Annotated in this window: 18 protein-coding genes and 1 tRNA gene; 9 read left to right on the top strand and 10 right to left on the bottom strand. The window is 60.6% G+C overall.

What is annotated here, in order from left to right; translation table 11 throughout:
- Positions 1–44: 44 nt before the first annotated feature.
- From JXQ94_RS14970 to JXQ94_RS14960, 3 genes are all read left to right on the top strand, one after another.
- Positions 45–1,016, top strand: coding sequence for a LysR family transcriptional regulator (locus tag JXQ94_RS14970; RefSeq protein WP_421924575.1), 972 nt, complete (start codon positions 45–47; stop codon positions 1,014–1,016).
- 7 nt (positions 1,017–1,023) lie between these two features.
- Positions 1,024–1,410 (top strand): helix-turn-helix domain-containing protein, encoded by a 387-nt coding sequence (locus tag JXQ94_RS14965; protein ID WP_295691815.1) that lies wholly within the window; start codon positions 1,024–1,026, stop codon positions 1,408–1,410.
- Positions 1,411–1,568: 158 nt separating this feature from the next.
- A complete protein-coding gene (locus JXQ94_RS14960) occupies positions 1,569–1,730 on the top strand; it encodes a hypothetical protein (RefSeq protein WP_421924573.1) in 162 nt (53 codons plus the stop codon).
- Between the two features lie 163 nt (positions 1,731–1,893).
- Here JXQ94_RS14960 and JXQ94_RS14955 read toward each other — a convergent pair whose 3' ends face one another.
- The 10 genes from JXQ94_RS14955 to JXQ94_RS14910 all read right to left on the bottom strand — a co-directional run bounded on the left by JXQ94_RS14955 (position 1,894) and on the right by JXQ94_RS14910 (position 15,041).
- Complete coding sequence (locus JXQ94_RS14955) at positions 1,894–2,433, bottom strand: hypothetical protein (RefSeq protein ID WP_421924572.1); 540 nt, start codon at positions 2,431–2,433, stop codon at positions 1,894–1,896.
- Between the two features lies 1 nt (position 2,434).
- Positions 2,435–3,403, bottom strand: a complete 969-nt coding sequence (locus JXQ94_RS14950) for a sugar kinase (RefSeq protein WP_421924571.1) — start codon at positions 3,401–3,403, stop codon at positions 2,435–2,437.
- Positions 3,404–3,424: 21 nt separating this feature from the next.
- Complete coding sequence (locus JXQ94_RS14945) at positions 3,425–4,177, bottom strand: SDR family NAD(P)-dependent oxidoreductase (RefSeq protein WP_295691811.1); 753 nt, start codon at positions 4,175–4,177, stop codon at positions 3,425–3,427.
- Positions 4,178–4,206: 29 nt separating this feature from the next.
- Entirely contained in the window at positions 4,207–5,529 is a 1,323-nt protein-coding gene (locus JXQ94_RS14940; RefSeq protein ID WP_421924570.1) for an MFS transporter, read from the bottom strand.
- The gene (locus JXQ94_RS14935) at positions 5,529–5,921 is read right to left on the bottom strand and encodes a cupin domain-containing protein (protein ID WP_421924569.1); all 393 of its coding nucleotides are present in this window, start codon (positions 5,919–5,921) and stop codon (positions 5,529–5,531) included. The genes JXQ94_RS14940 and JXQ94_RS14935 overlap by 1 nt, the downstream gene beginning before the upstream one ends.
- Before the next feature lie 3 nt (positions 5,922–5,924).
- Positions 5,925–8,090, bottom strand: coding sequence for an alginate lyase family protein (locus JXQ94_RS14930; protein WP_421924568.1), 2,166 nt, complete (start codon positions 8,088–8,090; stop codon positions 5,925–5,927).
- Entirely contained in the window at positions 8,087–10,312 is a 2,226-nt protein-coding gene (locus JXQ94_RS14925) for a chondroitinase-B domain-containing protein (RefSeq protein WP_421924567.1), read from the bottom strand. Before JXQ94_RS14925 ends, JXQ94_RS14930 begins: the two co-directional genes overlap by 4 nt.
- A 115-nt stretch (positions 10,313–10,427) precedes the next feature.
- A complete protein-coding gene (locus JXQ94_RS14920) occupies positions 10,428–11,189 on the bottom strand; it encodes a FadR/GntR family transcriptional regulator (protein ID WP_421924566.1) in 762 nt (253 codons plus the stop codon).
- 211 nt (positions 11,190–11,400) lie between these two features.
- Complete coding sequence (locus tag JXQ94_RS14915; protein WP_421924565.1) at positions 11,401–14,442, bottom strand: TonB-dependent receptor; 3,042 nt, start codon at positions 14,440–14,442, stop codon at positions 11,401–11,403.
- Between the two features lie 525 nt (positions 14,443–14,967).
- A tRNA-Gly gene (locus JXQ94_RS14910) sits at positions 14,968–15,041 on the bottom strand.
- 120 nt (positions 15,042–15,161) lie between these two features.
- Here JXQ94_RS14910 and JXQ94_RS14905 point away from each other — a divergent pair.
- The 6 genes from JXQ94_RS14905 (at position 15,162) to JXQ94_RS14880 (ending at position 19,399) form a co-directional block, all read left to right on the top strand.
- A complete protein-coding gene (locus JXQ94_RS14905; protein WP_421924779.1) occupies positions 15,162–15,683 on the top strand; it encodes a prolyl-tRNA synthetase associated domain-containing protein in 522 nt (173 codons plus the stop codon).
- Positions 15,684–15,768: 85 nt separating this feature from the next.
- Positions 15,769–16,686, top strand: coding sequence for a thioredoxin (trxA, locus tag JXQ94_RS14900; protein WP_421924564.1), 918 nt, complete (start codon positions 15,769–15,771; stop codon positions 16,684–16,686).
- Positions 16,687–16,697: 11 nt separating this feature from the next.
- Entirely contained in the window at positions 16,698–16,889 is a 192-nt protein-coding gene (locus JXQ94_RS14895) for a Trm112 family protein (RefSeq protein WP_421924563.1), read from the top strand.
- A gap of 2 nt (positions 16,890–16,891) precedes the next feature.
- Positions 16,892–17,194: a gamma-butyrobetaine hydroxylase-like domain-containing protein gene (locus JXQ94_RS14890; RefSeq protein ID WP_421924562.1), complete on the top strand. Its 303-nt coding sequence runs from the start codon at positions 16,892–16,894 to the stop codon at positions 17,192–17,194.
- Positions 17,195–17,267: 73 nt separating this feature from the next.
- Positions 17,268–17,816: a DsrE family protein gene (locus JXQ94_RS14885; RefSeq protein ID WP_421924561.1), complete on the top strand. Its 549-nt coding sequence runs from the start codon at positions 17,268–17,270 to the stop codon at positions 17,814–17,816.
- 125 nt (positions 17,817–17,941) lie between these two features.
- A complete protein-coding gene (locus tag JXQ94_RS14880; RefSeq protein WP_421924560.1) occupies positions 17,942–19,399 on the top strand; it encodes a S41 family peptidase in 1,458 nt (485 codons plus the stop codon).
- The last annotated feature ends 3 nt before the right edge of the window (positions 19,400–19,402 follow it).

The raw sequence follows: 19,402 nt of genomic DNA, 5'->3' as shown, positions 1-19,402 counted from the left end.
GATACTTCTTCTTCGGCAAAGTTGGAATGCGGGGTAGTCTGAAATTGGATAACGATCTGAGGCGGAACGTCTTTGACTGGGATGACCTTCAAATCTTTCATGCCGTTGCCACAACCGGATCGATGAGCGCAGCGGCGACCGTGCTTGGCTGTCAGCAATCCACCGTCTCCAAACGCATGCGGCAGCTAGAAAGTCGCCTGTCCTCGCAGCTCATTGAGCGGCGGGCCGATGGGGTTGTGCTGACACGGGCGGGCACCGCCGCTTTGGACTATGCGATAACCATGCAGCGCTCCGCCCAACGGCTGGAGACCGAGATTGCCGGCATGGATCGCAGCCTGGCCGGCCAGGTCTCATTGCGCGTGCCAGACGGATTGGCCACCTACTGGCTTGCGCGCCATATACCGGAATTTCAACGGGTTAACCCGGAGGTCGTGCTCAAGCTGATCAATGACCGGTCTGCCGCAGCGAGCGATACAGCCGCAGCATTGAGCCTGACTTTCACCCCGGACAAGGCGATGGATACCGAGGCCAGGGCGCTGGGCAGCATCCACTACATGCCCATGGCGTCGCGGGAATTCATCGCCACCTATGGCGCCCCACGTTCGCTGGAAGACGTGCTGACACTGCGATTCCTGAGACTGGAGCAGTATGATCCGTCACTCCACCTGTGGCAGCGAAAAGCCACAGCAACGGATGAGGTTGTAAGATATTCCTTCACTGCGGACATCAGTTCAGTGCTATTTGAAACCATTCGCCATGGTGGAGGAATAGCCATGGCACCAACCTATCTGGCGTCCTTGTATCCGGATGAGCTTGTCGTTCTTGATTATGATTTCCATCAAGACGTCCGTTTCTGGCTGAAGAACTCACCAGGCAGTCTTGGAATATCGAGAATAAAATGCGTTGCCGACTGGATCGCCGAACTGTTCAATCGTAGACTCCACCCTTGGTTCCGCGAAGAGTTCTGCCATCCAAGCGAGTTTTGCGACGTAGAAGTCATCAAACCACAGACGTGAGGACGCGATGAGTGCACGAGGCCCGACCAGTATTGATCAGCATGTAGGGGCCAGACTGCGCCTGCGCCGCAGCCTGCTGGAAATGAGTCAGTCGGAATTGGGCGAGAAGCTCGGTGTGACTTTCCAGCAAGTCCAGAAATATGAGCGCGGCACCAATCGGATTGGTGCCAGTCGGCTCTTCCACGTGGCCAAGGTCATGGAAGTCCCGGTCGCGTATTTCTTCGAGGGTCTTGAAGAAGACGGCTCGTCCGAACTCAAGGGCGGTGACTCCGACACCCTGTATGATTTCATCGCCAGCCCGGACGGCCTGGCTTTGGCGTCTGCTTTCTCCGGCATCAAGGACCAGACGGTCCGTCGCCGTGTGATCGACCTGCTGCGCTCGCTCGCAGACTGAACGTCCAGCGCCCGGCCTTCGGGTCGGGCGCGGACGACACCCGTCTTCTCCCAAAACTGATCCCGCGATGAACGCAATGGCCGGAAAATGGCCTTGTCGCTGCCCCGTGCCTGCCTTGCTCGCGCGGGACCATGGCCTCTCCTACCAAGGAGGCTCACATGACCATGCGCTCGAACAAGACCCCTCGCCCCTATATCCAGGCCCCCGCCGCCTTGCGGATCGGGTTGCCGCATCTGCTCTTCAGCACGCGGCCCGCCCTGCGTGCCCGTGATCCGCGCCACGATGCCTATGTGCGAGAGCGCGAGCTCAAACTGTCTTGAGCCTCAAACTGTCTTGAGCACTGGGAACAGGTGGTGAGCCGGGAGCAGAGGGCGCGCACCCGGCATGGAGCTGCCCTTCCAGCGTCGGGCCACACCGAAACCACCGGTTTTCGAGCTTTGTCCGTTGTTTGAGGACCCGTCGGCAAATCGCCCCTCGGGCTGATCAGGAAAGCATGGTGTTCAGTCTCAGCTCGACCGCCACGCGGTGTTTCACGGCGCAGGCAAAGCGCAGGATTGCATCGCGGCAATCCTGATCATCAAGCGCAACGCGCCAGGCCGGGTCGACGTGCAGGATCAGACCGCCGCGCAGGTCAAACTCGTAGGCTATCTCCTGCGCCCACAGATAGAGCGTGCACAGAAACCGTCCTGCCTCAGACCGGTCGACCGCTTGCGGTTGCGTGCGCAAAAGGCGCTGCAGGCCCTGGCGGGCTGTTTCGCCCTCGCGGCGCGGCAACGGCCAGGATGCGAGCGTCTCATCGTCGAACAGATTGTCCGGAGCCACCTGCGGAGACAGGCAGTAACGCGTATGCCCGTCGAGGTGAAGCTTCAGACCATCGGACGGGGAAACGCTCGCCCGAAGTCCGCCCTCTGGGTCAATACTGCCGTGAATCCGAATGGGCGAACGGTCGATATCAGCTGACAAGGTCGGGTAGAAATCGGCAATCGGAAGAGGCGAGCGGGTTGCGTTCAGGGAATTGCACATGTCAATGATCCTGCTCCTCGAATTGCCCCGGCAGCGGCACACCTGTCGGCAGGAGAGCGCCTCGCACACCGAGCACAGCGGCTGCCAAAGCATGGGCCCGCGCAATGGATTGCCGGCAGTTTGCACCGGACAGGCGTGCGTGCAGATAGCCCGCATTGAAACTGTCGCCAGCGCCGGTTGTGTCGAGCGGTTTGATGATTTCTGGCGGCGCGACCCAATCGCCGTCACGGCTTGACCAGGCCCCGCGAGGCCCACACTTGACGATCACCTCGTCCACGCCGGCCTCTCGCCAGAAATCACTGCAGTCCTCGACACGGTCAAAGCCGAACAGAGCCTGCTCGTCCTCGAAAGTCGGCAGGGCAAGCGACACCATGGGCATCACGGCCCTGACCGCATCGCGCGCCTGCGCCTTCGAGGCCCATCCTGCGGGCCGGTAATTGGTGTCAAAAACGACCTGGCCGCCTTTACGCCGGACCGCTCCCACCAGGTCGACCAGTTTTTCCTGCTGGCTGGGAGTCTGGAAAAGCGACAGGCTTATTCCGGACAGGTAGAGCACGTCCGCATTCGCCATTTCAGCGATCACCGGATTGGACCGCGGCATGTCCAGAAACTGCCGCGCCGCACTTTGCGATCGCCAGTAAGTGAAGCTGCGCTCCCCTGTCGCATCGACCTCGATGGCATAGAGACCGCAATTGCGGTCCGGTGATGTCATCACCAGATCGTCGCCGACCCCTTCGGTCGCCATACGGTTGCGAATCCGCAAGCTGAATGGATCCGTCCCGAGCGCCGTTGCGTAGCGGACAGAGGTTCCGAGACGCGCGAGATAGACGGCAGTGTTGAACGTGTCGCCGCCGACTCCGACCCGGGCCGTGTCAGCCTGCAGGTCGGCGAGTTCTGCCATGACCTCGCCAAAACAGATAACTCGCTTGCCCCGCGGCTCGAAGTCGGACTGACGACCCATCGCATTCATCTCCCGGATACCCCCTGGCGCCTACGAGAACAGCAAGCCGCCATTCACATCCAGGCAAACACCCGTGAGGAAGGATGCTTCGTCAGATGCCAGATAGCTCACCACATCGCCGACCTCGTCGGCTGCGCCCTGGCGGCGCAGCGGGGTCATGCCGGCAACCTTCTCACGAACCTCATCCTTCGAAAAGCGGTCATGAAAGCTGGTTGCAATCATCCCCGGGCACACTGCATTGACGCGGATACCCTTCGGACCGAGCTCCTTCGCCATGCCACGGGTGAACGTCATCACAGCGCCCTTGCCCGTCGCATAGGCGGTAGCGCCGGGACCACCCCCGTCACGACCCGCTTGCGAGGCGAAATTGATGACGGAGGCCCCTTCCTTCATGTGCGGGACGGTCGCCTTCATTGCGAAGAAGGCCGAGTGCACATTCAGGCGCATCACCCAGTCGAAGAATTCCTCGTCCATTTCATCCAGCGTCTTGCGAGCGACCATTCCGCCCGCAACCGTTGCGAGGATATCGATTTGAGAGCCGAAGGCGTTCTGGGCTGCCGAAACCAACTTCTCCATTTCGGACATCTTGGTGGCATCGGCCTTGACCAGGATCGCGTCACCACCAGCCTTGGTGATATCATCGACCGTCGCCTGGGCTGCGGTGTCGTCATTATTGTAATTCACGACCACCTTGGCCCCTTCGCGGGCCAGGGAAATCGACACGGCGCGTCCGATGTCACGGCCGCCTCCTACAACGATCGCGGTTTTTCCAGCGAGTTTCATGTTCTTCTTCTCCTAGAATTGCGAAGCCGTCAGGCTTGTTCTTTTTTGGGTTTGAGAGGTTCGATACGGCCACACACAAGCCACACACTCGCCAGGGCGAGCAGGGCCAGGCCGGCACCGATCACGAAAGCCGGCGTGTAGTTTCCACCCAGGGTGAGCCAGGGCACGAGATAGGTCAGGCCAGCCGCGCCCAGTTTTGCCGCCATGCCGGCAAAGCCCGCGAGCGTGCCGACAGACTTCCCGCTCAGGAAATCGCTGGCCAGGGTTTGCACATTGCCGATTGCGGTCTGGAAGCCGAACAGGATGGCAGCCATGATCAGTACCGCGACCACCGGATTGCCGGCCTGTGACATGGCAAGCAGGCAGGGCAGCATGATCAGGCAACCCAGCGTGATCGTCAGCTTGCGCGTTGCGTCAACGCTCCAGCCGGCCTTGATGCGGTTCTGGGCAAGAAGGCCACCGAACCAGGCGCCGAACATGGCACCGACATAGGGAACCCAGCCATAGATGCCGATCTCGCGGACATTGAAGCCGTAGACTTCGGACAGATAGATCGGGATCCAGAAGACGAAGAGCCACCAGATCGGGTCGATCGCCGCCGAGGCTATGATCACGCCCCAACTTTGCCGACGCGACAACAATTCCGCGGTTCCCGGGGCGTAGCTGGTCTCCTCCTCGGAAGACTCGGCATCCACGACCTCCGCGCCTGTGCGCCGTTGACCGGTCAGGATGTATTGGCGCTCCTCCTCGGTCACCCAGGGGTGGGATTTCGGTGGCGCTTTCACCAGAACCATCCAGGGCACAAGCCAGAGCAGACCGGTCAGACCGATGATGATGAAGATGATGTGCCAGTCGAAGAAGACCGACAGGAACGCGATCAGCGGAATCGAAATGATGCCACCAATGGCCGCACCGGAGTTGAAAATCCCCTGCGCGAGCGCGCGCTCCTTGGTCGGGAACCACTCGGCATTCGCCTTTGTCGCACCGGGCCAGTTGCCGGCCTCGGCCACACCCAGGATTGCACGAAAGACGGCAAAGGAGGTCAGTCCGCGAGCAAAGGCATGGGCGGCTGTTGCAAGCGACCAGACTGCGATCGACAGGGCAAAGCCCATACGGGTCCCGATCCAGTCGAATATCTTGCCGAAAATTGCCTGACCGAACGCGTAGGCAAACACAAAGATGACCGAGATCAGGGCGTAGATTTCCTTGCGCTGATCCTCACTCTTGTCCGGATAGAGTTCAGCGGAAATTTCCGGCCACAACACATTCAGGGACTGACGGTCGATATAGTTGATAACGGTCGCGAGGGCGACAAGGGTGACAACCCACCAGCGGAGACGGGGAATTTGCATCAGACACTCCCCCGCGACGGCAGGAAGTCTTCCCGTGAAGGCGAGAACACATCAATCAGGACACCGGCTTCAAGGCAGACCGCGCCATGTGGGCTTTCGGACGGCACAAAGAAGCTGTCCCCTGCTGTCAGCACCTGTTCCTGATCGCCGATCTCGACCTTGAAAGCACCGGATTCGACGTAGGACATCTGCGTGTGCGGGTGCGTGTGCACCTCGCCAACGGCACCACGGGCGAACCAGACGCGCGCGCCCATGAGGTCATCGCCATACCCCAACAATTGACGCCGGATGCCCGGCGCGACCTGCTCGGCACCCTTCGGATCGGCCTTTATGAAGTTGGGCGGTTCGTCGTCGACGGTCCGACGGACCGCCCCTGCTTGTGCTGACGGCATGTTTCACTCCCGGAAAATATTGTAGGCCCCGGTCCACTCATAGAGGTGGCCGTCGGCGCTTATCGTGTGAGCTCCAGAGTGGAGATCATGGGAAAGACCAACATTGAGCTGTTGGCCGGTACTAAACACAATCTGGATGAGGGTTGCGGTGTCGCCTTCGACGGTGCGGACAGTATCGATTCCACTCTCGCTCGCGACGGTCACCTCCTGGGCCGGGTCATAGAGACCGTGAGGCTCGATGACGGAGATGAAGCGGGCTTGCTCCGCACTTGGCACCCGCAGAAGAATTCCCTGCTGTGAGCGAAGGTTGAAGTCGGGATCATTGGCACCGGTGCGGACAATCCGGGCCTCGACAGGCTCGCTGACAAGCGCGTGATAGGTGTAGAAACGGTTCTCGGTCAGCCAGGTGAACCGGGCGGCGCCGGTTTCCGAGACGCCCTCGGCTTCAACCCACAAGTGCTGATAGCCGTTTTCCGGCCCCAGGGCCGACTGCTGGCCGGCATTGCGCGCGAGATTGACATCGAAGTCGGTTATCTGGCCGTTGAAATAGGTCGGAAGGTCGATCTGCGATGCTTCAGGCGCCTCGACATCGAACACGTCAACGACCAGCGGGCCGGCTGTGCCCGACGTGCGGACCTGAAATGTGGTGCGCGCGAGCGTGGCACCCGGATAGGCATCATCAATGCTGGCTGACACCACATTGACGCCATCCTGCTGCTCAAACAGGGCAATGCTGGGCCAGCTTTCCTGGCCCCGTCGCCAATCGCCATCATGATGACTGGTCGCGTTGAGGACCACCGTATTGTGGGCAATCGTCTGGCGCGCCCAGCTGGTATTCTCGGGCAGGTATCGGCCGCCATCCTTCGATGGCACATTGAGGAAGCGCGCCGCGCCATAATCGGTCAGTATTTCCTGTCCGCCGTCGTAGAGAATGAGCGACAGCTTGTCGAAATGGCCATGCCCCATGCCCTGGCCCGTATGCTTGGCGACAAGCGTCTGGGCCAGTTCGCCCTCGCCCATGCGCAGGATCGCCAGACCGCCCTGATCGCCATCGGGCCCGTCGCGAAGCAGGCGGGTGTCGAACTCGAAGGGCGTGGCCATCCCGGCCGCCAGATCGGTCGCAACCGCAAAACCACCACCGGTAAGAACCGTCGTGCCTTGCTGTTCCGCGATCGAAAGGAGGCCTGCATCGCCGGTCAGCCCATAGGCTGCGGCAACGCCATAGACGACCTCAACCGTATCGAGACCTTTCTCGCGGATCGCGTCATTGATCGGGAAGAACAGCCCGGCATAGCTCTGCTGGATGGTCGCCATGATGGCATTCAGCAGGATGCCGTCGCGATACTCGAAGATGCCCCGCTCGGGTTCATTATTCTGGACCGCCTGTCCGAAAAGGACGAAGGGCATCAGTGCGTAGCGCTGATAATAGGGGCCCTCGGTATAGTAGCCGTCGGGTGAGAAGAGCTGGTCGAGCTGGGCCAGGAAGCCGGCATTGCCGTCCAGCTCGAGACCCAGGAGCGCGCGCTCGACGAGATGGTCGTCATCGAGCGCGTAACCGGTCATGCCCACCGCCGCAGCAGCCCAGGTCCCGTGATTGTGGATGCGCTGGAAAGTCTGGGGTGAGTCGGTGGAAAGGAATTCCGCCATCGGCCGTAACAGGGCGGTCTCGATCCTGTCCCGCGACTCCTCGGACAGGTCATCACGGATCGCGTCATACCCCTGGATCGAGTAGACGAGCCACACCGCCTCATTGAGGCTCTGCCAGAACAGGCGTCCCGGCGCCTGGTTCCGACGCTCCGGATGCAGGGGCAAATCCCCGTACATGTCGGCATAGGCCAGCAAATAGGCCTCGGCATGCTCCAGATAGCGCCGGTCCCCGGTCAGCTGGAAGAGCAGTCCGGCGTCATGGATGATCTTGTAGTTTTCCTTGTGCCGCTCATGCGAATACCCGCCGCCCGGATCGACCGGCACCGGCACGACAAGGCCCGCCTCGAGACTGGCCTCGACCCGCGTGACGGCAGCATCGTGGGCGCGCGCAACGAGAGCCGGCATCGTGTCCGCCCCCCGAAAAGCATCCACGCCAGCCTCGGTGAGAATGAGGTTGGGCTGAGCTGACGCACAGGCGGTCGCCCCCATCAATGCCGCGGCGAGGCAGGTGGCGCGGATCATTGAGCGCCCCCCGCGAGGGTCGCGTCCACTGGCTCTCCGTCAACGCCGCGCAAGGTCAGGCTGACAGTGTCATCAACATCATTGGCACCGATTTCGAAAGGCCAGCCAAGCACCCGGCGACGGATCTCAAATGATCCGGATGCGACGATCCGGTTGTCGGTTACATGCAACTGATCAATACCGTTCAGGTCGAGGGCGACACCGCCTTCTGCCACCGCCTCCAGGCGAGATCCGGTAAGGCTGAAGCGCGGGCCGAATGTGCTCTCGTCGCGACCTTCGCGACCGAAGCGGCCGAATCCGTCAGCGAGCCCGGAAAAGTGGCTGTCCTCAATGCGGACCTCATCGGCGAGATACCAGCCATCAAGACCGTCGCCGCTGAGATCTATGATCGATCCGGGCCAGTCTGCGACGTGCAAACGCGCGATCGTCACAATCTGGGCAAAGGTCGCCTGGTCGGCTCCGAGGAGCGGACCGACACTGTCGACGCGGTCAGTTGTCAGGGCCACATCTTCAATGTTCAGGCGATAGGCGCCGCGATATTGCTCGCCCGCGGCATGGATCAAAGCCGTATCTGCGCTGGCTTGATGCAGGGTCACATTGCGAAGCGTCAGATCCGCACCGGCTAGGAGACGAAAGAGCCCGTCGCTCGCAGACATTATGTGCACGCCCTCCGAACCCGCGATCGCAACGGGGGTGGCGATTTCGATCGGTGATGAAATTGCGATTTCACCGGGGCCGACAAGGATTGTGTCGCCCGGCTCGGCATCAGCGACAGCCTGCAGAAGCGCGGCTTCGCTCGCCTCAACCTCGATCACATCTCCAGTGATCGTGCCCTGAGACGGCTTTTCATAATATCGCGGCCCCGTCGCACTGCGGGCCACGGGCTGCAGGTCGCGGGGCGCCCCCACGGCGCCATCGACGGCGTCACCCTGCATATAGACCAGGCCATTCTCGGCACGCGCGAGACTGAAGCCGGCCACAGCCGTTGAGCCAATCACGTCGAAACGGCGATTATTGGATATATTGCCGGAGAAGCTGATGCCGGAGACGTCATCGAAAATGGCAACCGGCTCGCTTTCATCCGACAACAGGATATTGGCGGTCATCTCGCTATTGATCGGAACAGCGCTGCGCTCTTCATCGCTGCCAACCGCAAAACCCAACTCGAGAACGTCTACGAAGCTGTTATTGCTGATCAGGGCGCCGTCCACTTGATGGTAGCGATTTTCCGGTGAGTTCGGCACACCATTCATGACCACAAGCGCGCCAAGGAATTTTCGGCCGCGCAGCCCCTCCAGATAGTTGTCGCGAACCACCTGGTTGTCATTGATGACGCGAATGCCGCCGGTATCCGGAACGCCATTGCCAAAGAAGACGTTTCGCGAAACCTCATTGCGCCCTCCATGCCGGAAGACGACGGAGCCACGCGACTCGTAGAAGACATTCTCGGTAATCAGATTGCCTTCGGACTTGATCGAGATGATTTCGACCTCGCCATCGCACCGGTCAAAATAATTCTGTCGGACAATGGTGCCCGAATTGATCCGCGAATAGGCACTGACGCCAATCCGCAAGGTTTCGCCGCCATTGCCACCGAGGGGCGCCCGCGGACCGAAATAATTGTGCTCGATCACATGGTTATTGTTCTGGCTGCCTTCAGAGTTGAGGCGCACCACCATGGTCGGCCCGCGATTGGTCTTGCCGACAAAGGCATTGCGGTCGATCCGGTTCTCCCGGCCATAGACAACCACCCAGGAATCCTGGGTCTCGCGGTCAGGCTGGTTGTAATTCTCGATCACCGTCTCAACCAGGCGCGTATGGTTCGCCAGGGTTTGACTGTCGCGGCGGAAGGAAATCACTTCGCTGGTCGGCGAATAGCCGTCACGGAAGGTGAGCCCCCATACAACCAGATGCTCGCCGCCGATCCGCAAATTGGACTGACCAGTCAGCACGACATCGCCTGGCGTTTCGGCCATCAGGTAGATCGGCGCATCCGCCGTACCCGTCGCCTCGAACACGATTTCGAAGTCTTCCCAGACGCCATTGGCGAGCACGATGCGGTCGCCAGGCTCGGCCCGCTCCAGGGCTGCTTGATAGCCCTGCTGGTCCGTAACCAGGAAGTCTGATGCGGACGCGATACCGGGCAACCAGACAAAAACTGCGACCAGCAAGGCTACAGCGCCGCGCAATATCCGCGGCCCATTGGATCGTTTCCGAGTCATGCATCCTCCAACTCGCTTCTTTTAGTGAAGCGTCAGTCAGGAGCATAACCACTCAGATGGAAGCGGACAACATATTTCACAGTCCAATTTGTAAGAAACGGACTAGTAAATTGGTCTATGCGGTTTGCGGGGCAGTTTCGCCATTGCCGAGATAACGCTCGCGCGCCTCACTGGTCCGGCGGCGCGCCTCCTCGATTGCCATCTGCTCCGCAGTATTCAGCATTGCCTCGACGATGCAGGCGAAGTGCCGGCGCATCGCGGACCGGGCCTTATCCGGGTCCCGTTCTCGCAGGGCGAGCGCAATATCGCGGTGCTCCGACAGGCGCATGTCCGGCGATATTCCGCAGATTGAATCGTATGCGGTTCGGATTTCATCGATTTCGGTGCGGAAACGCCAAAGCCGCTCGATCATGTCGATGATGGCGGCATTCTTCGAAGCGCGCGCGATCGTCAGGTGAAACTCGCGATCGGCATCCTGATGCAGCGCTTCGTCATTCTCGCTGTCATCCGACATCTTGGATACCAGCTGATCGAGTTTCTCGAGCTCGTCATCGGTAATCATCGTGGCTGCCAGGGCGGCCGCCTCGCTCTCGATCATTGTCCTTGCCTGGGTCAGCTCGAAAGCCTCGATAGTCGGCAAGGCGTCACTGGAAGGCTTTGCCGGCAACACTTTCGCGCCCGATCCGGTGCGCACTTCAATCCGGCCCTGGGCCTGCAATGCAATCTGCGCCTCGCGTACTGTCACCCGGCTTACGCCGAGCTGGACGGCCAGGTCCCGTTCCCCCGGCAGGCGGCTGCCCGGCGGAAACTTACCCTCATCGATCATCGCCGTGATCCGGCGCGCAATCTGATTATAGAGGCGCTTGTCTGTCGTCATTTTGCCTAAGCCCGTTCTGATCATTCTCGAGAATCGGGCCGATCTTATAGCCCTACGAAAACTATACCATTATCGCAATTGGTCTACAAACTTTCCAGGCCATCTCCAAGAACAAGGCGGCGCCCCGCTGGTGCCTGGACGAGCCAGGCACCAGGAGACGCCGAAGTTCCCTTTAGGGTAAGGGTATGGAGGTATGGGAAAGAGACGTGGATCAGAAACGTCCACGCACCCCGAAATAGATGCGAGGCCCGTACACATTGACTTCCGCAAAGTTGTCGGCGGTCGGATTGTACTGAACCTTGGGCTCATCGAAGATATTGAGAGCTTCGACACTCACCCGAACCGAGTCGGAGACCTGGTACGAAGCGCGCGCCTCGAAGATGCCCCGATCGTCGATGTAGCGCAGATTTCCAGGCGTCGAGATGAACTGCTGGAAGTATGAGCTGCGGTACTTGTACACACCCTGCAGATCGAGATCGCCGATGCTGTAGTAGACCTGTGCCGACGCAACGTGCTCGGACAGACCCGGAACATCAGCCGGAGCAACGATACCAACACGCTCGATCGCTGTACCATCAGACGCGATGATCGTAGACGCACCGAAGACGGCATCTTCGAACTCGAAATCGGAGTTGGCGTAGTTGTAGCCGAACCGGACACCAAGACCGCTCCAGGCCCCCGGCAGATAGCTGAAGGAGTGAGCCGCCGAGATCTCGAAACCGGAGATCGTGCTTTCTTCACCGTCAACATCCTGCGTCGTCACAACTGCCTGCAGGTCCTGCCCGTCAACCGAGAAGGTCTCGATCTGGCCGACATTGCGGAAACCACCATTGAAGCTCTTGTGGTAGACGCCGACCGCAAGGATCGTGTCTTCGTTCGGATACCACTCGAGCGCCGCATCATAGTTCCAGGACATCAGCGGATCGAGCTCCGGATTTCCGAAACCCGTAACCTGGGCAATGATATCGGCGACGTCGGTGGAGCCGCCATCATTTTCGATGCTGCTGGAGAAGCTGCGGCCAACGCCGAGGTCCGACGGATCCGGCCGCGAGAGGGCGCGATAGACGCCACCACGAAGCAGGACATCATCCCTCAGCTCCACAACGAGGTTCGCGCTCGGCAGAACTTCCGTGTAGCTGTGATTGGCTGTGATCTCGACCAGATTGCTGTTGTCGACACCGATGCCGGTGATGACATTGGCACCATCGCGATCAAGGGTCAGCGCTCCGCGATACCCGTTGGACGTCACTTCGGTGTCGACGACGCGAACACCGAAATTGCCGCGGACCGGCATGTCGCCGAGATCGCCCATGAAGTCAGCCTGGAGATAGGCTGCGATCGTCTCTTCCGCCACATCCACGACTTGAAGCGGATTCTGGCCCGTGCCCATTACAGCGGACGTCAGGAAGACATCGCTGGCATCAGGAATGCTGATCGAGCGACCCAGCAGGGCCTCGGCCAGGCAGACCGGATCGAAGGTCACGTAAGAATTGCCGGTACCGGCGTCAATGACATTGCCCGAACCGTCAACATTGGTGATCAGCGGTCCATCGACGACATCCGAAAGGAAGTCATTCTCCGGGAAGACGCTGTTCATACAGGCCGCACTTGCGGCAGCCCCGTCGCCAACGGCAAGCGGACCACCATCTGTCTCGCGGCGAACCCGCGGCACGGAGTCATACTCGAGTTCGGATTGGCGAATGCCACCCCGGACATTGGTGATGAAGCCGTTATCCCACGCATAGTCGAAGTCGAGACGGAAGGCTTCGATGCTGTTGTTGCGGAACTGGTTCAGATCCTCACGCGTTCGCGGACCCACATCGAAATTCGCCGGATCGGTCACGTCAAAATTGCCAAAGATGAAGCGCTGGGCGTCATCCTCAACAATGATGCCGACATAGACATCTTCGGAACCGCTATCACCATCCGTGTCGCTGCGCAGGCGAGACTGGACGATATTCTCGCGGCGCATGGTCTCCGAGTAGGAGTAATCCGCGGAGACGCTGAGCGCGTCAGTCACCTGATACTCGGCAGCCAGGCCATAACCGGTGTATTCCTCGATCCGCTCTGCGAAGTGAGAGCTGACCTCGGCACCGTCATAGGTCGTGCCGCCAAGGAATGCGCCTGTCGGGCTGACCGAGAGCGGAACAATCTCACCCGATTCACCGACATTGAGGACTGAATTGCCGTCAATTGTCAGGTCGCTGCGAAGCTCCTGGAAGGTCCGGTCGGACTGCTGGAAATCGACATTGATGTCCCAACGTGCATTCGGCTGCCACTGCGCCGCGAGGAAGATCGAGTCGCGCTGGTCTTCGGTGATGTTCTGACGGAAGTGGCGCTGGCTCGGCACAAAAACGAAGGGCGTGTTGGCGTCCGGCGCTACGCCGGTGAGCGGATCCACTTCAAGCGCCAGGTCGCCGCCGCCGGAATCACAGTTCTGATCCGCGTCGCCGAGACTGTCGACGCCGAAGTTATCGCTGTTGGGATCACCGGAAATGACGTTACGGCAATCCCGGAAGCCGCTGGATGTCCGCGCTTCCTGCTCCGGGTTGGTGGAGCGATTGCTCTGATAGCCGAAGGACAGACCGAAATCGCCCGCGCCGGTTTCCCAGCTATCGACGAAGCTGAGCGTCGCGCGGTGGCCGATATTCTGCTCGTTGAAATTCAGGTCCGCATTGTCGGGATTGTAATTACCCTTCAATTCGAGCTGGACACGGCTGCGCCCGTAATCGATCGGACGGAGCGTGGAGAGAGAAATCTGGCCGGACACACCACCTTCAATGAAGCTGGCTTCCTGGGTCTTGTAGACAGCCAGGGAGTTGAACAGCTCGGACGGAAACTGGCTGAAATTGACCGAACGATCACCACTGCCATTGGCCGCCTCGCGTCCATTGATCACGGTCGAACCAAGATAGGGACCGAGACCACGAATGGAGATCTCCGTCGCGCCGCCCTGCTCAATATGCGAGGTCGCACTGGTCAGGGTTTCGAGCGCCTCACCAATGGATAGCGCCGGCAGGTCGCCGATATCATCTGATGACAGCGCCTCAACGACCGTGTCGGAATCCCGCTTGGTCGCGATCGATGTCTGAATTGTCTGGCGAATACCTTGAACGACAATAATGTCGTTGTCCGGCTCGTCCTGGGCTTGCGCGAAGGCAGGCGCCGAGAAGGCAGCAACCGCGCCGCCCAGCATGAGCGCGCGCGTCCACCTGGAGCGCGACAGACGGCGCCCCTCTCCTGATTTAAGCATATTCACTCCCCTTAGGTTTTTATAGACCGATTGGGGACCAATATCGAAAGCCTGTCAACCATTCTTCTAGTCCATTATGTGGTTTTGGTACCTACGATTGGTATAGATAAAGCTTCCAAACTGGTACTACCAATTAGCTGTTCGGCACAATAAACAGTGTGAAAACAACCCTCTCAACTAGGGCCTTTCTCTGGGGAAGGAACCCTGTCGGAGGAAAAATGGGGCCCATGGCCCCCGCCCGCGCCGGACGCGGCAGACCGTCAATCCTCGTGGAAATCCGCTCGACCATTGGCAGGTCTGGGGGCGGGAAATCTCAGACTGCGCAACAACGCCTCCCCCTCCGCAGAGCGCAGAGCGCAGAGCAGCAATCTGCCCGAGCGTCACACCGACACGGGTGCGGCGGCCGCGAGAAGACTGATCGATCAAATCCCGTGCCACGACATCCCGGAATTCCATTCGACGGACAAAAGGGTGCCGGAAGGCGTCACTGCCCAGAATTCGATGATCGCTATGTCATTGGAATAATGGAGCGGGCGATGAGATTCGAACTCACGACNNCACCTTGGCAAGGTGACGCTCTACCCCTGAGCTACGCCCGCTCACGATTGGCAGGGCATGGCCCCGCCGGGGAGCGGGGTATATCGCGCAAAGCACCGAAGATTGCAAGCGTCTGTTTCCGTCCTCTTGCACATGGGCTGCAGCCGCGCTTCAACAAGGTCATGACACCCAGCCGCACAGACTTGTTTGCACGCCTCGACGCATTGGGCATCGCCCACAAAACCCACGAGCATCCGCCCATCTTCACAGTCGCGGAGGGGGTGGGGATGAAAGATGACATGCCCGGGGGGCACACGAAGAACTTGTTCCTGCGGGACAAGAAGGGCACCCTCATTCTGGTCTCGGCGCTCGCCGAAACAGAAATCCGGATCAACAGATTGCACACCGCCCTGGGCTGCGGTCGCCTGTCCTTTGGCAAGCCCGAGCTTCTGCTCGAAACCTTGGGGGTCACGCCGGGCTCTGTCACAGCGTTTGCGCTCTTGAATGACCCGGATGCCCGCGTGCGCTGTGTTCTGGATTCCGCGCTGATGGCGCATGATATCGTCAACTTCCATCCGCTCTCGAACACGGCGACCACCGCAATTGCAGCAGAAGACCTTGTCCGCTTCGTGCGCGACACAGGCCACGAACCAGAGATTTTGGACTTCCGCGCCCTCGCGGCGGCGGCCGATGCGGCGCAGTGACCGCTTGCATCCGCCTTCCCCAGAGGCCACTTAGGCAGTCATCACAGACCTCGGCACCAACCCCGGCTATGACAAGGAAACCGGCATGACCCTTATCGGCGGCGACAACGGACAAGACACGGCCAATGACGACCTGGTGCGCGATTCCTCCGATCGCACCTTCATGCAGGATGTGGTCGAGCCGTCCAAGGACGTGCCCGTCATTGTAGATTTCTGGGCCCCCTGGTGTGGCCCTTGTCGCCAATTGGGCCCGATGATCGAGAAATGCGTCCATGATGCCGGCGGCGCCGTCAAATTGGTCAAGATCAATATTGACGAGAATCCGGGCATCGCCCAGCAATTGCGGGTTCAGTCCATCCCGGCCGTCTATGCCTTCAAAAATGGTCAGCCGGTCGACGGCTTTACCGGTGCGCTGCCGGAAAGCCAGATCAAGGACTTCATTGGTCGCATCTCCGGCAAGGGGCCCAGCGAAACCGAGATCCGGGCCATGATCGAACGCGGACTGGCTGCGATCGAAACCGGTGATTTGCAGGGGGCATCGCAGGATTTCGGGACTATTCTTCAATCGGACCCCGGGCATCCTGGCGCCATTGCCGGGCTTGTGCGTGTCTGGCTGAAAGCTGGCGATACCGACAAGGCCCGTCAGATCCTCGCCCAAATTCCCGAGGATCGCGCCGATGATCCCGCCATTGATGGCGCTCGCGCCGCGCTGGAGCTGGCAACGGGTGCCCCGGCAGACGATGCGGCAACGGCTGCCCTGCGGCAGGCTGTTGCAGCGGACTCCGGTAATTTCCAGGCGCGATACGAACTCGCCGAAGCACTCGTCGCGACCGGTGATCACAAGGGAGCGGTCGATCAGTTGATCGCCATTACCGCACTTGATCGTGAATGGAATGAGCAGGCTGCACGCACCCTGCTCCTGAAAGTCTTTGACGCAGCCGGCCCGGCTTCCGAGGTTACCCGCGAGGGCCGCCGCCGCCTGTCCGCCATCCTGTTTTCCTGAGGAGAGTGTCCATGAGCGACGCCGAAACCCGCGACATCGACCCGAAACTCCTGGAAATCCTGGTCTGCCCGGTGACCCGCGAGACGCTGCACTATGACCGTGACGCGCATGAGCTGATTTCCAAGGGCGCCGGGCTTGCCTATCCTGTGCGCGATGGCATCCCGATCATGCTGCCCGACGAAGCCCGCCGGATCGAGGATTGAGCATGTCACGCCCCTGGCCCGAAACACTGGACTTCTCCAGCGCGGACAAAGCCCTGCATGCCCGCTTTGATGATGGCCAGAGCTTCTCGATTCCCTTCGAAACCTTGCGGGTGGAAAGCCCGAGTGCAGAAGTCCAGGGCCATGGCGCCGGACAAAAGAAGATCGTCACCGGAAAAGAGAATGTCGGTATCACCGCCGCCGAGCCGGTCGGTCGCTATGCCGTCCGCCTGACCTTCGACGATGGCCATGACAGCGGGATTTTCACCTGGGACTATCTTTACGCGCTCGGTGAAGCCGCACGCTGATTTCACGCCGGATGGCAGCAGGACAAGCGGACCGGACCTCGCTAGGCTGACCTCATTCAATCTGGAGTCTGCCATGTTGCCTTCCATTCGCGCGCAGTCTGTGCGCCGCTCCCTGCTTGGTCTTGCCAGCCTTGCCCTTCCGTTCGCCGCTGCGCCGGCGATCGCAGGGCCAGATGACTTCGGACCCGGCCCCCTTATCCCCGAATACGGCCAGATCGCCAGCGTCGACACGACGGTCGCCTTGCCTCCCGGAGCATTCTTCCAGATCGCCTTCGATACCGCGACCCGGGCGGAAGAGGATGGCCTCAATCGCACGCTGACCAGCGCAGCCCGCTTCCTGAACATGCACGTCGCCAATGGTGTGGAACCCGGGAATCTTCATCTCGCCATCGTCATTCATGGCGGCGCCGTGCATGACGTGGCCAGCGAAACGGCCAGACGCAATGCAGATCTGGTCGAGACACTGCTGGAGCACGGCGTTCGCGTGATCGTCTGCGGTCAGAGCGCGGCTTATTACGACGTCTCCCGCGAAGATTTATTGCCCGGCGTGGAAATGGCACTTTCGGCCATGACCGCGCACGCCCTTCTTCAACGGAACGGATATACGCTCAACCCGTTCTGATCTCCGCCTGCCAGGCGGGACCGTGACCCTCACATTCCCTCGCCGCGTGACCTTGTTGAGCGCCAGACGGTCTGGAAAGCTCCTCAGGGCACACACAGGCGTGTGCAAGACGCCTGAAGGGGATAATGATGTTCAACAAATATGTCCGTATCGGCCTGATCGGGTGTTCGGTCCTGGCCCTGCAGGCCTGCGGTGAACGCGACTGGCAAGCCACGGCAACCGCCGATGTCGAGCACATGTTCACGACCCTCCGGGATAGTCATCCCGGCCCGGTCGATCCGGACAATCCGGGGTTCGCCTCCGCACTCGACGCGAACTATGCCCGCGCGCTCGCACTGGCATCCGAGGTTGAAGACGAGGCGGGATATTTCTACGCGCTCCGCGCCTTTACGACACCGTTCCAGGATGCCCATCTCAGCGTTGGCTTCTATCGCGCGATCGAGCGGGAACAGGCGTGGCCCGGTTTTGTGGTCACCGGTGACGGGCGTGACGTTACAGTGGTCTCACGAGTGACGGACGCCGCGCCGCCCGTCGGTGCGCTCCTTCTGGGATGTGACGGCCAGAGCATCACCTCGATGATTGAAACGCGCGTGCAGCCCTTCATCGGAAACTGGAGCGTTGCGAGCGCCCGGGCCGGAGACCTGCCCTATCTTGTCATCGACTCGGACAATCCCTTCGTCCCGCGCCTGACCGCCTGTGACTTTGAAACGGCCGATGGACGCGAGACCTACACGCTGGAATGGCAGCCTTACACCGATGAGATTGCAACCGGGATCGCGAACCGGTTCGAACCGCGCATCGAGAATGGTGTCGGGTTGCGCTGGGTGGGTAATATCGCTTGGATTTCAGTTGGTTCGCTGGATGTGACCAATCCCGAAACCGCGACAGATTTCGCCACATTGCAGTCCGCGCTTGCCGAGCAGGCCGACGCGCTCGTGGCGGCGGACCGGATCGTCATTGATCTCCGTGGCAATCTGGGCGGCGCTTCCGAGCCGGGTCGGGCGCTTGCCGCCAGCCTGTTCGGGGCTGACTTCATTGCCGCCACCCGACCGCGCATCACACAGGTGGAATGGCGCGCATCCCGGGCCAATCTCGACAAGCTGGACCTGTATCTGCCGATGATGGAAACGGCCCTCGGCGCCGATGCGCCGGTCGTCGCGCGCATGCAGCAGATACACGCCGGCATGAGCCAAGCGCTGGAAACGGGCGATGCCTATTTCAGCGAGCCGGCCGAGGCCCGCCCGGCCTTCGAGCGCGCCCCGATGGCCCTCGACATGCCGCCCGTCTTCGTTTTGACCGGCCGACGCTGTGTCAGTGCCTGCCTCGACCTGGTCGACACGCTGAAGGCTACCGACCGGGTCACCCAGATCGGGCAGCCGACATCGGGCGACACCCACTATCTCGAGGTGATTACGGAAGACCTGCCGAGCGGCATTGCGCAGCTCTCATTCCCGACCGCGGTCCATCGTGGCCGGGCGCGCGCCGACAATGCGGTTCACGAACCGGAACTTGTCTTCAATGGCGACATGCAGGACCTCGAGGCCCTCGAGGCCTGGGTGAGGGATCTCGAGGTAGAGCCCTGATCA

Origin of the sequence: Maricaulis maris (genome assembly GCF_049116555.1) — a bacterium.
In the GTDB taxonomy this organism is placed as follows: domain Bacteria; phylum Pseudomonadota; class Alphaproteobacteria; order Caulobacterales; family Maricaulaceae; genus Maricaulis; species Maricaulis maris_C.
Note: the sequence above shows the minus strand (reverse complement) of the source record. Positions and strands in the feature narration are given on the sequence as shown.

Bases quoted from the DNA above. Each gene is read 5' to 3' on its own strand.
- JXQ94_RS14905 (WP_421924779.1), top strand. From the start codon at position 15,162: ATGACACCCAGCCGCACAGACTTGTTTGCACGCCTCGACGCATTGGGC.
- JXQ94_RS14955 (WP_421924572.1), bottom strand. From the start codon at position 2,433: ATGTGCAATTCCCTGAACGCAACCCGCTCGCCTCTTCCGATTGCCGAT.
- JXQ94_RS14940 (WP_421924570.1), bottom strand. From the start codon at position 5,529: ATGCAAATTCCCCGTCTCCGCTGGTGGGTTGTCACCCTTGTCGCCCTC.
- JXQ94_RS14915 (WP_421924565.1), bottom strand. From the start codon at position 14,442: ATGCTTAAATCAGGAGAGGGGCGCCGTCTGTCGCGCTCCAGGTGGACG.
- JXQ94_RS14925 (WP_421924567.1), bottom strand. From the start codon at position 10,312: ATGACTCGGAAACGATCCAATGGGCCGCGGATATTGCGCGGCGCTGTA.
- JXQ94_RS14930 (WP_421924568.1), bottom strand. From the start codon at position 8,090: ATGATCCGCGCCACCTGCCTCGCCGCGGCATTGATGGGGGCGACCGCC.
- JXQ94_RS14950 (WP_421924571.1), bottom strand. From the start codon at position 3,403: ATGAATGCGATGGGTCGTCAGTCCGACTTCGAGCCGCGGGGCAAGCGA.
- JXQ94_RS14890 (WP_421924562.1), top strand. From the start codon at position 16,892: ATGTCACGCCCCTGGCCCGAAACACTGGACTTCTCCAGCGCGGACAAA.
- JXQ94_RS14965 (WP_295691815.1), top strand. From the start codon at position 1,024: ATGAGTGCACGAGGCCCGACCAGTATTGATCAGCATGTAGGGGCCAGA.
- JXQ94_RS14885 (WP_421924561.1), top strand. From the start codon at position 17,268: ATGTTGCCTTCCATTCGCGCGCAGTCTGTGCGCCGCTCCCTGCTTGGT.
- trxA (WP_421924564.1), top strand. From the start codon at position 15,769: ATGACCCTTATCGGCGGCGACAACGGACAAGACACGGCCAATGACGAC.
- JXQ94_RS14895 (WP_421924563.1), top strand. From the start codon at position 16,698: ATGAGCGACGCCGAAACCCGCGACATCGACCCGAAACTCCTGGAAATC.
- JXQ94_RS14935 (WP_421924569.1), bottom strand. From the start codon at position 5,921: ATGCCGTCAGCACAAGCAGGGGCGGTCCGTCGGACCGTCGACGACGAA.
- JXQ94_RS14880 (WP_421924560.1), top strand. From the start codon at position 17,942: ATGATGTTCAACAAATATGTCCGTATCGGCCTGATCGGGTGTTCGGTC.
- JXQ94_RS14920 (WP_421924566.1), bottom strand. From the start codon at position 11,189: ATGACGACAGACAAGCGCCTCTATAATCAGATTGCGCGCCGGATCACG.
- JXQ94_RS14945 (WP_295691811.1), bottom strand. From the start codon at position 4,177: ATGAAACTCGCTGGAAAAACCGCGATCGTTGTAGGAGGCGGCCGTGAC.
- JXQ94_RS14960 (WP_421924573.1), top strand. From the start codon at position 1,569: ATGACCATGCGCTCGAACAAGACCCCTCGCCCCTATATCCAGGCCCCC.